Here is a 13,192-nt window from a genome sequence, read left to right as displayed (position 1 = left end):
AGAGGGAGTCTTATTCTAGGTCCATCCCCTGCTACGCGCACCTGCAGCGGGTCAATCCTGGCTGGTCGCCCCGATACGATGCAACGACAGGTCGGCGCCCTGGAACTCCTGCTCATGACTCAGGCGCAGCCCATGCACCGCCTTGATCAGGCCATACACGGCAAAGCCGCCGGTCAACGCCACCATCACGCCCGCCAGGCTGCCAAGCACTTGGCTGGCCAGGCTGACACCCCCCATTCCGCCCAGCAGGGTCTGCCCGAACAGGCCGCAGGCAATGCCGCCCCAGACGCCACACAACCCGTGCAGTGGCCACACGCCCAGCACATCATCGATCTTCCAGCGGTTCTGCGCAGCGGTGAAGCACCAGACAAACATCGCACCCGCCACCAGGCCGGTTGCCAGGGCGCCGATCGGGTGCATGAGGTCGGAGCCGGCACAAATGGCCACCAGCCCGGCCAGCGGCCCGTTATGCAGGAAACCTGGGTCGTTGCGCCCGGCCAGCAAGGCGGCCAGCGTACCGCCGACCATGGCCATCAACGAGTTGATCGCCACCAGGCCACTGACGCCCTGCAAGGTCTGGGCGCTCATGACATTGAAGCCGAACCAGCCGATGATGAGAATCCACGAACCCAACGCCAGGAACGGAATGCTCGACGGCGCGAACGCCACCAGCCGACCCTCGCGATAGCGCCCACGGCGCGCGCCCAGCAGCAATACCGCCGCCAGTGCCAGCCACCCCCCCATGGCATGCACCACCACCGAACCTGCGAAATCATGGAACGGAGCGCCAAAACGGGCCTGCAACCAGGCTTGTACCCCGAAGTTGCCATTCCATACCAAGCCTTCGAAGAAGGGGTAGACCAACGCCACGATCAAGGCCGTGGCGCACAGCTGCGGCACGAAACGGGCGCGCTCGGCAATGCCACCGGAAATGATCGCCGGGATCGCCGCGGCAAAGGTCAGCAGGAAGAAGCACTTGACCAAGGCATAGCCATGGTCGGTGGCAAGTTCGCTGGCCGGCTGGACGAAGTTGACGCCATAGGCCACCCAGTAGCCGACGAAGAAGTACACCAGGGCCGAGATAGCGAAATCGCTGAGGATCTTCGACAAGGCGTTGACCTGGTTCTTGTGCCGCACGGTACCCACCTCGAGGAAGGCGAAACCGGCGTGCATGGCCAGCACCAGGATGGCGCCCATGAGGATGAACAAGGTATTGGAGCCATGAACGAGAGAGTCCATCGCGCTGTGCATGTTTTCCATGAGTAGGCAGACCTGAAAAAAGCCCCAGGACAGTTCAAGAGCCCGCATCCGTGCACCGATTCGGTGCCAGGCCCCTGCCCTGTTTCGGTGAAGGGGGCGGGACCTGCGTGGTTTTTTCTTGGGTTTGTCGTGGATTGGGTTAAGGTTTATCGGTATCGGCCAGCCAGGTGCACGTATTCGGCGCGCAACCTGATAGTCACGCCCCAGCTGATAGCAAGGGCCATACCAGCAACCGCACTGAACCTTCCGCTTCGCCCATCACTCGAAATAGCCACACACATTTCACAGGGAGAGATCGCATGGCCAATAAATCGGCAAAGACTGCTCAAGCGCTATTGATGGCTGACTTCCAGGCCTTGGTGCGCGACACCGAGAAATTGCTCGCCGACACCGCCAACCTTGCCGGCGATCAGGCCGATGCCCTTCGCGAACAGCTGCACGAACGCCTGACCCAGGCCCGTGAGACCCTGCAACTGACCCAGGATTCGGTCCGCGAACGCGGTCAGGCGGCACTGGGCACCGCCGAACAGTACGTCCAGGAAAACCCCTGGCAAGCCATTGGCATTGCCGCCGGCGTCGGCCTGCTCATCGGCCTGCTGGCCAACCGACGTTAAGGAGCGCCCATGGACACCGACGCCCCAGGCGCCAGCGCTTCCGGCAAGCGCCTCGGCGCGGCCCTGCTCGGCCTGTTGCACAGCCATATCGAACTGTTCGGCATCGAACTGCAGGAACAGAAAGCCCGCACCCTCAGCCTCCTGCTGTTCGCAGGCCTCGCCCTGGTATTCGGGCTTCTGTTGCTGACCGCATTGTCCGGCCTGCTCCTGGTGCTGTTGTGGGACAGCTATCGCCTGGCCGGGATCGTCGGGCTGTGCGTGTTCTACGGCATCGCCGCGCTGTATTGCGGGTTGCGTCTGAAGGCGGCCGTATTCGATGAGTCTTCGCCTTTCAGCGCCACGCTCGAGGAACTTGCCAAGGACAGGGAGCGCCTGTTGCCATGAGCCTGCCCGAACTGCCCAATACCCGGAACCCCAGGGAACTGCGCAAGGCGCTGCTGCGCCTGCGCCTGGAAATGCACCGCCAGGAAATCCGCCACGAATCGGCGCAACTGCTCGAGCCCGTCCGCCGCCTGCGTGGCGTAGGCGATGCGCTGCACGGCGGCCTGGGCATCAAGCACGCGCCCTTGTGGGGCCTGGGCGCAGTGGTCGCCCTGGGCTTTGTCACAGGCAAAGGTGTGCGCAGCGGCAACCTCAGCCGCCTGTTGCGCCTGGGCACCAGCCTGGTCCCCCTGGTACGCCTGTTCCTGCGCAGCGGCCAACGTCCCTGAACTCGTGCCCGCCGCTTGCGCGGGCGCGCTCGACACGGGAAGCTATGGCGTCCACCTGATGGGAGATCGAGCCTTGGACTGGCATACCCTGCTGACCCGCGAACGCCTGGGCAAAGCCCTGTACAGCCCCGAGGAGCTGGGGCGCAGCCCCTTCCACAAGGACCATGATCGCATCATCTTCTCCGGCGCCTTCCGCCGCCTGGGGCGCAAGACCCAGGTGCACCCGGTCTCCAGCAACGACCATATCCATACCCGTCTGACCCACTCCCTGGAAGTCAGTTGTGTCGGCCGTTCGCTGGGCATGCGCGTGGGCGAGACGCTACGCGACAACCTGCCCGCCTGGTGCGAGCCCAGCGACCTGGGCATGATCATCCAGTCTGCCTGCCTGGCCCATGACATCGGCAACCCACCGTTCGGGCATTCCGGCGAGGACGCCATCCGCCATTGGTTCCAACAGGCCGCCGGGCGCGGCTGGCTGGACGACATGAGCGACGACCAGCGGGCCGACTTCCTCAATTTCGAAGGCAACGCCCAGGGTTTTCGGGTCCTCACCCAACTGGAATACCACCAGTTCGACGGCGGTACCCGATTGACCTACGCCACCCTGGGCACCTATTTGAAATACCCTTGGAGTGCCCGTCACGCCGACGCCCTGGGCTACAAGAAGCACAAGTTCGGCTGCTACCAGAGCGAACTGCCACTGCTCGAGCAAATTGCCCGCAAGCTCGGCCTGCCACAGCTCGAGCAGCAACGTTGGGCAAGGCACCCACTGGTGTACCTGATGGAGGCAGCCGACGATATCTGCTACGCGTTGATCGATCTTGAAGATGGCCTGGAGATGGAGCTGCTGCAATACGCAGAAGTGGAGGCCTTGTTGCTCGACCTGGTGGGCGACGACCTTCCCGAGACCTATCGCCAGCTGGGGCCGGCGGATTCGAAGCGACGCAAACTGGCGATCCTGCGCGGCAAGGCCATCGAACACCTGACCAACGCCGCCGCCCAGGCCTTCGTCGAGCAGCAGCACGCCTTGCTCGCCGGCCACCTGGCCGGTGACCTGGTCGAGCACATGCATGGCCCGGCCAAGCGCTGCGTCCTGCAGGCCAAGGACATGGCGCGTAAGAAAATCTTCCAGGACAAGCGCAAGACGTTGCATGAAATAGGCGCCTACACCACCCTTGAGATCCTCCTGAACGCGTTTTGCGGAGCTGCGCTGGAACAGCATGGCGGGCGCACGCCTTCGTTCAAGAGCCGACGTGTCCTGGACCTGATCGGCAACCATGCACCTGACCCCCATGGCTCGCTACACAATGCGTTCCTGCGCATGATCGATTTCATCGCCGGCATGACCGATAGTTATGCCAGCGAAATGGCCAGTGAAATGACGGGACGCTCCAGCCCGACGTAAGGGCAGGAGCTGCCCACATCCGACGGGCTTTGATGAAGGAAACATCTGAATAACTCACCCTTCGATTAAACATCTCTTTATATTTCCAAATAAAAAGTAACCAAATCCAGCCCGTGACGCCGCCCCCATACACGGGCTGCGTAGCGCGGATAGTTTTTTACTGTAAGCCTTTTCCCATATCATAATTACAGCCCTTCACCGCATATTCCTTATCTTCCAACTGCGCTAAGGTAGATGTCGTTTTCCGACACCTACGCATGGAAGTTGAATATGCACTCTGTATATATCGTCGATGATCACCCCGTTATCCGTCTGGCTGTTCGCATGCTGCTGGAAAATCAGGATTACAAGATTGTCGGCGAGTCGGACAATGGCGTGGACGCCATGCAAATGATCCGCGAAACACGCCCCGACCTGGTAATCCTCGATATTGCCATTCCGAAGCTGGATGGCCTGGAAGTGCTTTCCCGCTTCCAAAGCATGGCACTCCCCTTGAAGGTCCTGGTTCTGACCGCCCAGTCACCTGCGCTTTTCGCTGTCCGCTGCATGCAATCCGGCGCCGCAGGGTATGTCGGAAAGCAAGAAGACCTGAGTGAACTGCTAAGTGCAATCAAGGCTGTACTGTCGGGTTATAACTATTTTCCAAGCCAGGCCGTTAATGGCAGCCTCTCCGACGCGAACTCCGAAATACGACTTTTCCGACAGGTCAATGACAGAGAGCTGATGGTGTTGCAATTATTCGCGCAAGGTAGAAGCAACAAGGATATCGCCAAGGGCATGTTTCTCAGCAACAAGACCGTCAGCACCTATAAAAAACGGCTCATGCAAAAACTTCAGGTTCAAACATTGGTCGACCTGATCGATGTCGCCAAGCGCAACGCCTTGGTTTGAGGTGCGACATGGGGCGCTACCTGGCCATTTATCTTGCCTTGGCGCTGATGTGCAGCGCAGTCCTCGCTGAACCGGCAACACCCAAGGCACTGAACTTGCTGACGCGCTCGAACCTCAAGCCGATCCCGCCGGTGCTGAGCGAAGCACAACGCCAATGGCTTGGAAACAAGCAGGTATTGATAGTCGGGACGTCTTTTCCGGACTATCCGCCGTTCGATATCACCACCGGGGGGCGAGACTACCAGGGGCTCACTGCCGAATATGCAGGCTTGATCGGCAGCGCCCTGGGGCTGCAGGTACAGGTGCTGGGTTTCGACAGTCGCCAAGCCGCGATCGACGCACTCACCCGAGGCCAGATCGACCTGCTCGGCAGTGCCAACGGTTACGAGGCCCATGCCGGGCTTGCCCTTTCACGGCCCTACGCCGTCGACCAACCGGTCCTGGTGACCCGCGAACAGGAAGGTCGTGTGCTGGATGACCAGCTCGAGGGCCTACGCCTGAGCATGCTCTACCACTACTTGTCGCCAAAGACCGTACTGCAAACCTACCCGAAGGCCGAACTGCTCGCCTTCCAATCCTCGACCCTGGCGCTCAATGCCGTCGCCTTCGGCCAGGCCGACGTATTCATCGGCGATACCATTTCCACCCATTACCAGCTCAACCGCGGCCACATGCCCCCCCTACGCATGGCCAGTTTCGGCAAGCATGAGGCCGTAGGTTTCAGCTTCGCCCTGCGTCGCCAAGATACCCAGCTCAAGGCGCTGGTCGACGCAGCCCTCGACACCCAGACCAACGCCATGAAGGCCAGCATCTTCAAACGCTGGGGAGCTGGCAGCGACCTGCTTTTGAGCGACCGCAAGCTGCAGCTTTCGCCAAGCGAGGAACAGTGGCTGCGGGAGCACCCGGTCATGCGCGTGGCCATCAACGAAACGGCCGCCCCCCTATCCTATTTTGACGGCAACGGTCATTTCCGAGGCATTGTCGCCGACTTGCTCGAACTCGTCCGCCTGCGCACGGGCCTGCGCTTCGAGATCGAACGGGCCAGCGGCATCCGGGACATGCTGGCCCGGCTCAAGGATGGTCGAGCCGATGTCATCGCGGCCATTTCCAGCGATGAAAAACATGACCTTGCCCTGCATATCAGCCGACCCTACCTGGAAAGCGCCTATGTATTGGTCACGCGTGCAGGCAGTGACCAGGCGTCATCGCTCGAACAACTGCAGAACCGCCAGGTCGCGATCATGCGTGACAGCAACATCGCCGAACTGCTCTCGGCACACTATCCGCAGATCGGCAGGATCGAGACGGACAGCCCATTCTTTTCCATGGCCTTGCTCGGCAGCGGCGAGGTGGATGCGGCCATTAGCACATTGATCGATGCCAACCATGCATTGGCCGACAACCCGGACCTGGTGATCCGCAGCACGATCGGCAGCGAGCCGGCAACCTTTGCGATGGCCACCAACAGCCAACCCCAGGCGCTCGCCTCGATACTCGACAAGGCCCTGCAGAGCATCTCTCCGGAAGAGCTGGGTGTGATCGACAACCGCTGGCGGGGCTATCGGTTGCATGACGACGCGCCCTGGCGCGAATTTCGGCGCGAAGCCCTGCAGTTCTTGCTGGCCATAGGCTTGCTGTTGCTGCTGGCCTTGCTCTGGAATGCGCACCTGCGTCGACAGATCAAACACCGCCAACGCGTGGAGCGAGCGCTCAACGACCAGCTGGAGTTCATGCGCGCCCTGCTCAACGGCACGCCCCATCCCATGTATGTACGTGACCGCGAAGGGCGCTTGCAAAGCTGTAACAACAGCTACCTGGAAGCTATCGAAGCACAGGCCGAGGACCTGATCGGCAAGCGCCTGGATGAGAGCCTGGGCAACGAACGTGAGTATACCCAGCAGATAGAAACCGACTATCGGCAGGTGATGGCTGCCGGCACGCCCCTGATACTCGATCGTGCCTTGCACATAGGGGGTCGCCACCTGACGCTCTATCACTGGATCCTGCCTTATCGTGATTCTCTGGGCGAGGTCCAGGGCATCATTGGCGGCTGGATCGATATCAGCGAGCGCCGCAAGCTGATTCAGGAACTGCGCCTGGCCAAGCAGCAAGCCGATGACGCGAACCGTGCCAAAAGCACCTTTCTGGCGACCATCAGCCATGAAATCCGAACGCCCATGAATGCGGTCATCGGCATGCTGGAGCTGGCCGTGCGGCGCGCCGACAAGGGGCAGCTGGACCGACCGGCACTGGAGGTCGCCTATCATTCGGCCAAGGACCTGTTGGGGCTGATCGGAGATATCCTGGATTTCGTTCGTATCGAATCCGGGCATCTCTACCTCGCGCCCGAGCCAGTCGACCCAAGCGCACTGGTGGAATCGGTGGCCCGGATATTCGACGGCCTGGCACGACAGAAGGGCCTCGCCTTGCAAGTGATGATCGCACCGGATGCCCGATGTCATGCCCTGCTCGACCCATTACGCTTCAAGCAGGTCGTCTCCAACCTGGTGAGCAATGCCATCAAGTTCACCGAAGATGGCCAGGTGTGCGTCGGTCTCGCCCTCGACGACAAATCAGGTACACCTGTCCTGGAGCTGCAGGTGCGTGACACCGGTATCGGCATCCATGAAGATGACTTGCAGGAATTGTTCAACCCGTTCGTTCAGGCCAACCCCCACAGCGAAGGCGCCCGGGCGGGTACTGGCCTGGGCCTTGCGATCAGCCAGAGCTTGTGCGAAATGATGGGAGGCGACCTGACGATCAAGAGCCTTCCGGGTGTGGGCACCCAGGTCCGCTTGGTCATGCCGCTGCACTGTGTCGCGCCCCCAATGGAAGCTGCGCCGCTGATACCTGAAGTCGAGGCGCCGGTGGCGCGCCTGAAAGCGCTCGTGATCGACGATCACCCGGCCAACCTGTTGCTGATGGAGCAACAATTGAGTTTCCTGGGGCTACGCCAGAACAGTGCTCGCGATGGCCATGAAGGCTTGGAAAAATGGCGCACGGGCGGTTTCGACCTGGTGATTCTGGACTGCAACATGCCACGCATGAGCGGCTACCAGGTAGCCGAAGCGATCCGAGCGCACGAGCACCGGCTCGGCTGGCCACGTTGCGTGATCCTTGGCTATACCGCCAATGCCCAGCCTGAGGTACGTCAGAAATGCCTGGATGTCGGCATGGACGATTGTCTGCTCAAGCCCATCAGCTTGCACATGTTGAACCAACGCCTCGCTGCCATCGCCCCTACCCGCCTGGGTAAGCAGGCAAACCCGCGCCCCAGACCTTTCGAACCCGCAGGCCTGGCCGCCATCGCCGGAGAGAACCCCGCCAACCATGAGCGGCTGCTCAAAGCGCTGCAGCTAAGCCTGCAACAGGACCTGACTACATTGATGGCCATCGACCCAGGCCTTGATCCACAGAAGCTCGCCACCCAGGCGCACCATATCCTTGGCGTGGCGAGGATGCTCGACGCGAGGGCGCTGGTAAAGGCTTGTGAGGCGCTGGAGCGCCAGCCATTGGCATTGCCGCAACGCAAGCTGCGAAGGCAGGCCTTGGCACGGCACATGCGCCGTGTCGAGAAAGCCCTGGCCAGGCATCTGCAGGATCTGGCCAGGGCTCGCTGAAGCGGCGCGCCGAACGGCGGCCGCACAGGTGGATCAGGAAGCCGGGGTGTTGATCGGCTTGTCCGGATACCAGGCGTCCAGCAGCGGGCTGAGTTCGATCTTGGTCAGTTCGCTACGACCCTTGAGCCAGGCTTCGACAATAGCGCGCTGCTCTTCGCTGACCGAGCCACGCTTGGCCAGGCAGACCAGGCCGAAATCATCGCCGCCAACATAATCCAGGCCGTTGGCATCCATGGCTTCAGCGAGGAAGGCATCGAGGAAGGCATCGATGGCTTCGTCGGACAGGTCTTCCTTGAATTCCAGGTTCAGTTCGAAACCCAGCTCCTGGAATTCGTCCACGCAGAGCTTCTTGCGCAGGCGACGGGAACGGTTGGTGGCCATGAAACAATCCTCTTGAGTATTAACGCGCGGCACTTTACCAGTTTCCGCGCCAAAGCGGCGCTTTTCCGTCGAACATGACCCATGGTTCGTGCGCTTGGGGCATAATGCGCACATTATTTCGTTCTGGGGCCATCATCTTTACAGCCCCGTTGTCTTTTTCCCTCGTCCGCAGGGTTGAAATCGCACATGATCAAAACGCTTCGTCCCCTGATTCTCGCCGGCCTGTTCCTGCCGTTCGCCATGACCAGCCAGGCCGCCACGGTCAATACCACCCTCTCGCCCAAGGTGCAGCAGGCGCTGAAGGCCAACAAGCTGCAAGATTCGGCGCTGTCCCTGGTGATGCTGCCTCTGGACGGCCCAGGCACGCCGACCGTGTTCAACGCCGATGTCTCGGTCAACCCCGCCTCGACCATGAAACTGGTCACCACCTACGCGGCGCTGGAGTTGCTCGGCCCGACCTTCCAGTGGAAAACCGAGTTCTACACCGACGGCACCCTGAGCAACGGTGTACTCAACGGCAACCTGTACCTCAAAGGTGGCGGCGACCCGAAGCTGAACATGGAGAAACTCTGGTTGCTGATGCGCGACCTGCGTGCCAACGGCGTGCGTACCATCACTGGCGACCTGGTGCTGGACCGCAGCCATTTCGTCCAGCCCAACCTGCCACAGTTCAATGACGACGGCGGCGACATGAACAAACCGTTCCTGGTACGCCCTGATTCGCTGCTGGTCAACCTCAAGGCCCTGCGCTTCGTGGCCCGTAACGACGGCGGCAAGGTGACGGTGGCCGTCGAGCCGCCATTGGCCAACATCCGTATCGACAACCAGGTCAAGGCCTTGGCGTCCAAGCGTTGCACGGGCGATGTGCGCTACAACCCGGTGCCCCAGGCCGACGGTGTCAGCGTGGTGGTCAGTGGCCAGCTCGGTGATGGCTGCAACTCCCAGACCTACCTGTCGCTGCTCGACCATCCGACCTACGCCGCTGGCGCCGTACGTGCGATCTGGAACGAACTGGGCGGCAGCATCCAGGGCCGCGACCGGATCGAGAACGTGCCCAAGAGCGCACGCCTGCTGGCCCGAGCGTTCTCGCCGGACCTGGTGGAAGTGATCCGCGATATCAACAAGTACAGCAACAACACCATGGCCCAGCAGTTGTTCCTGAGCCTGGGGGCACAGTTCCGCACCGATGCCGACGGGGATGACGCACGTGCCGCCCAGCGTGTGGTGCGCCAGTGGCTGGCGAAGAAAGGCATCACCGCCCCGCACCTGGTCATGGAGAACGGTTCCGGGCTGTCCCGTGCCGAGCGGGTGAGCACCCGTGAAATGGCGGCGCTGTTGCAGGCGGCCTGGAAGAGCCCTTATGCAGCAGAGTTCATAAGCTCCATGCCCCTGGTGGGCATGGACGGGACCATGCGCAAGCGGCTCAAGCGCACGGCGCTCAGTGGCGAAGGGCACATCAAGACCGGCACGCTCAATACGGTCCGGGCGATTGCCGGCTTCAGCCGCGACAGCAATGGGCATACCTGGGCGGTGGCGGCGATCTTGAACGACCCCAAGCCTTGGGGGGCTTCGCAGGTTCTGGACCAGGTATTGCTGGACCTTTATCGCCAGCCCAAGGTTGGAGCCGGGACGGTAGGCGTCGTGCCTTGATGGTCCGGAGCCGGGCCTGCAACGCCTGGATCTGAATTATCGATGGCGATAGGGGCATGCTGCCTGGCTGGCAATCCTGGCCCTATCGCCGGCAAGCCGGCTCCCACAAAGACCAGTAGCGCCCCGGGTCTTTGTGTGGGAGCCGGCTTGCCGGCGATGGGCTGCAAAGCAGCCCCGCTACCTGTTTCATATCCTTCAGGTCAATTCTGATTCCACCCGATCCCGCCCCGCCTGCTTGGCCGCATAGACCCCGGCATCTGCTCGCAACAACAGCGCATCCGCGCCCTCACCCGCCCGCCATCCCGCCACCCCGAAACTCGCCGTCACCCGCCCGACCCCCTCGACCGCCACAGTCCGCACCCCCTGCCACAACTCCAGCGCCAGCAACCGCGCCTGCTCGGCATTGCTGCCCGGGCACAACACCATGAATTCCTCGCCGCCCAGGCGACAGAATACATCCGTGCGACGCAGCCGATTGCCGATCCGCTGGCACAGGCTACGCAGCACATGGTCCCCAACCGCATGACCATACTGGTCGTTGATGCGTTTGAAGTGATCGATGTCCAGCATGATCACTGCCAGGTCCAGGCCATCGCGCTGGGCCCGCTCGAGCTCATGCTTGAGCCGCTCCTGGAAGTAGCGACGATTGTGGATGCCTGTCAGCGAATCGGTGACTGACAAGGCGCGTAGCTCCTCTTCTACTCGCTTGAGGTCGGAAATATCCGTCAGATAACCATGCCAGACCGTGCAGCCGGCATCATCGACTTCCGGCGTCGCCTCCCCGCGGACCCAGCGCAGGCCCGCCTTGGGCAGCACGACCCGGTATTCCTCACGCCAGGGCGTCAGGTGTTCGGCGGAATACCGCACCGACTTGCGCACGCGTTCCAGGTCGTCCGGGTGGATGCGCTCGTCCACCGCCGAGGCGTCTTCACGCAGCACCTGCAGGTCGATCTCGTAGATGTCGCGCAGCCCTTGGCTCGCGTAGGAAAAGCACGAATGCCCGTCGGCGTCCTGCCGATACTGGTAGATACCGCCCGGCACTTCGGCACTGAGCTTTTCCAGGAGCCGGTCACGTGCCGCCAGGGCCTCGTGGACCCGTCGCCGCTCGGTGACATCGATACAGATCGCCAGGTACCCCACCCACAGGCCCTGCTCGTCGAGCACGGCCGTCACCAGCATGTTCGCCAACAAGTGGCTGCCATCCTTGCGCACCAGGGTCCATTCCCCCGGCTCGCTGCCACCCTCCTGTACCGTCTCGGCGAACATCGCCTGGCCGCCGCCGAAATCACGTCCGTAGCGCACGCTCAAGGCATGGGCGCGCTGGGTCAACTCCTCGGGCGGAACCAGGTCCTCCAGGCGCAACCGGCCGATCGCCTCGCTGGCCGAATAGCCCAGCATGCGTTCGGCACCGGCATTGAAGGTGCTGACCACGCCCCTGAGGCTGGTGGCGATGATCGCCACCTGAGTGGCGGCATCCAGCACGCTGCGCAGCTGATTATGGGTGTCGCGCAGTGATTGTTCGCTGACGCGCAGCTCAGCGGTGCGTTGCTCCACCAGGCTCAGGGCGCGCTGGCGCTGGCTGAACAGGCTGTAGAGCAAGGTGCTGAGCAACAGGCTCAACAAGCCGCCCAGCAAGCCGATGGCCACCGCGGCGGAGGAGCGGTTGGCCTGGAGGAAGGCTTGGCTGGGACGGATGTCGAGCTGGTAATGATGGTCCGCCAGGTGCAAGAGATGGCTGCTGGCCAGGGGCACCGCTGCGATCGGGCTCTGCGAGTCGAACAGCACCTCCGGACCTTTGCCGCCAGAGGCATCGGTGATACGCACCACCAGGTTGTCTTCCTCGGTCGGCGGCAGGCCGTCGGCTACCAGGCGTCGCATGCTCAGCAGCGCCATCACGTAGCCGGCCGGCAGGCCACCGGTCATGCCATCGGCGAATACCGGCGCCACCACCAGCACGCCCCGGGCGTAGGCCGGTTCGACATTGATCATGTCCAGCGGCGCAGAAACCGCCATGCTGCCCGGTGACTGGGCGCGGACCAACGCAGCCTCGCGCAGGGACTGGCCGCGTAGGTCGAGCCCATAGGGCTGTCCCTGCAGCGAGGCTGCCTGGGTGTAGAGCACCGGGTAGTAATAGTCGCGCGCAGCGGCAGGCCGCCAGCCCCCCTTCGCGTCCTGGTCGCGGATCCGGTAGTCCTGGCCGAGCCAGGCGCTGGCCCGGCGCTCGAAGTCGTCGCGCTGATCGGCGTCGACCCGCGGCGCCCAGGAGTAGGCCTGGGTGCGGTGCAGCAATGGCCTGGCATAGCCATCGAATTCGAGCGGGGTGATCTGGGTGGAATAGCTGACGAAGCGGCGCAGCCCATCCAGGCGCTGCTCCTGTTCCTCGAAACGCTCGGCGATGCGGCTATAGCGCTCGTTGGCCAGCAAGTCGAAACGCTGGAGCAACTGCTGTTTATAGAACGCCTGGGCGGCAATCACCAAGGCAGCCGTGAGCAGCCCGCCGGCGACCAGGGCCGCCAACGCCACCGCCCACGCAGGCAATGCCTGGCGAAATACGCCAAGCACCTTCGCACGCACGCCACACTTCATAAGAGGATCTCACCAAGTCAGCGTCCTGCGAATTGACCAGCCTTTCGCTGAGTTATAGCTATTGGCCACTGGCCG

Annotated in this window: 10 protein-coding genes; 7 read left to right on the top strand and 3 right to left on the bottom strand. The window is 62.3% G+C overall.

Annotated features, from left to right (window positions below; genetic code table 11):
- Positions 1-51: 51 nt before the first annotated feature.
- On the bottom strand, positions 52-1,260 hold the full coding sequence (locus K8374_RS07345) for an ammonium transporter (RefSeq protein WP_224458481.1): 1,209 nt from the start codon (positions 1,258-1,260) through the stop codon (positions 52-54).
- Positions 1,261-1,559: 299 nt separating this feature from the next.
- Here K8374_RS07345 and K8374_RS07340 point away from each other — a divergent pair, with 299 nt between their 5' ends.
- From K8374_RS07340 to K8374_RS07315, 6 genes are all read left to right on the top strand, one after another.
- Positions 1,560-1,874, top strand: coding sequence for a YqjD family protein (locus K8374_RS07340; RefSeq protein WP_224458480.1), 315 nt, complete (start codon positions 1,560-1,562; stop codon positions 1,872-1,874).
- 9 nt (positions 1,875-1,883) lie between these two features.
- Positions 1,884-2,258, top strand: a complete 375-nt coding sequence (locus tag K8374_RS07335) for a phage holin family protein (protein WP_084855128.1) — start codon at positions 1,884-1,886, stop codon at positions 2,256-2,258.
- On the top strand, positions 2,255-2,584 hold the full coding sequence (locus tag K8374_RS07330) for a hypothetical protein (protein ID WP_224458479.1): 330 nt from the start codon (positions 2,255-2,257) through the stop codon (positions 2,582-2,584). The genes K8374_RS07335 and K8374_RS07330 overlap by 4 nt, the downstream gene beginning before the upstream one ends.
- Before the next feature lie 73 nt (positions 2,585-2,657).
- Complete coding sequence (locus K8374_RS07325; RefSeq protein WP_224459288.1) at positions 2,658-3,989, top strand: deoxyguanosinetriphosphate triphosphohydrolase; 1,332 nt, start codon at positions 2,658-2,660, stop codon at positions 3,987-3,989.
- 270 nt (positions 3,990-4,259) lie between these two features.
- Positions 4,260-4,880 carry a response regulator transcription factor gene (locus K8374_RS07320; RefSeq protein WP_084855125.1) on the top strand — a complete coding sequence of 207 codons (621 nt, stop codon included), beginning with the start codon at positions 4,260-4,262 and terminating at the stop codon, positions 4,878-4,880.
- An 8-nt stretch (positions 4,881-4,888) separates the two neighbouring features.
- On the top strand, positions 4,889-8,500 hold the full coding sequence (locus tag K8374_RS07315; RefSeq protein ID WP_411969609.1) for a transporter substrate-binding domain-containing protein: 3,612 nt from the start codon (positions 4,889-4,891) through the stop codon (positions 8,498-8,500).
- 33 nt (positions 8,501-8,533) lie between these two features.
- On the opposite strand, the gene K8374_RS07310 is transcribed toward K8374_RS07315, so the two are convergent.
- Positions 8,534-8,881: a YggL family protein gene (locus K8374_RS07310; protein WP_084855117.1), complete on the bottom strand. Its 348-nt coding sequence runs from the start codon at positions 8,879-8,881 to the stop codon at positions 8,534-8,536.
- Positions 8,882-9,067: 186 nt separating this feature from the next.
- Between K8374_RS07310 and dacB the strand changes: the two genes are divergently transcribed.
- A complete protein-coding gene (dacB, locus tag K8374_RS07305; RefSeq protein WP_224458478.1) occupies positions 9,068-10,531 on the top strand; it encodes a D-alanyl-D-alanine carboxypeptidase/D-alanyl-D-alanine-endopeptidase in 1,464 nt (487 codons plus the stop codon).
- Positions 10,532-10,726: 195 nt separating this feature from the next.
- On the opposite strand, the gene K8374_RS07300 is transcribed toward dacB, so the two are convergent.
- Positions 10,727-13,117 carry a diguanylate cyclase gene (locus K8374_RS07300; protein ID WP_224458477.1) on the bottom strand — a complete coding sequence of 797 codons (2,391 nt, stop codon included), beginning with the start codon at positions 13,115-13,117 and terminating at the stop codon, positions 10,727-10,729.
- Positions 13,118-13,192: the final 75 nt, after the last annotated feature.

It is taken from the genome of Pseudomonas sp. p1(2021b) (genome assembly GCF_020151015.1).
GTDB lineage: Bacteria > Pseudomonadota > Gammaproteobacteria > Pseudomonadales > Pseudomonadaceae > Aquipseudomonas > Aquipseudomonas putida_K.
This window is presented reverse-complemented; position numbering and strand designations above follow the sequence as displayed.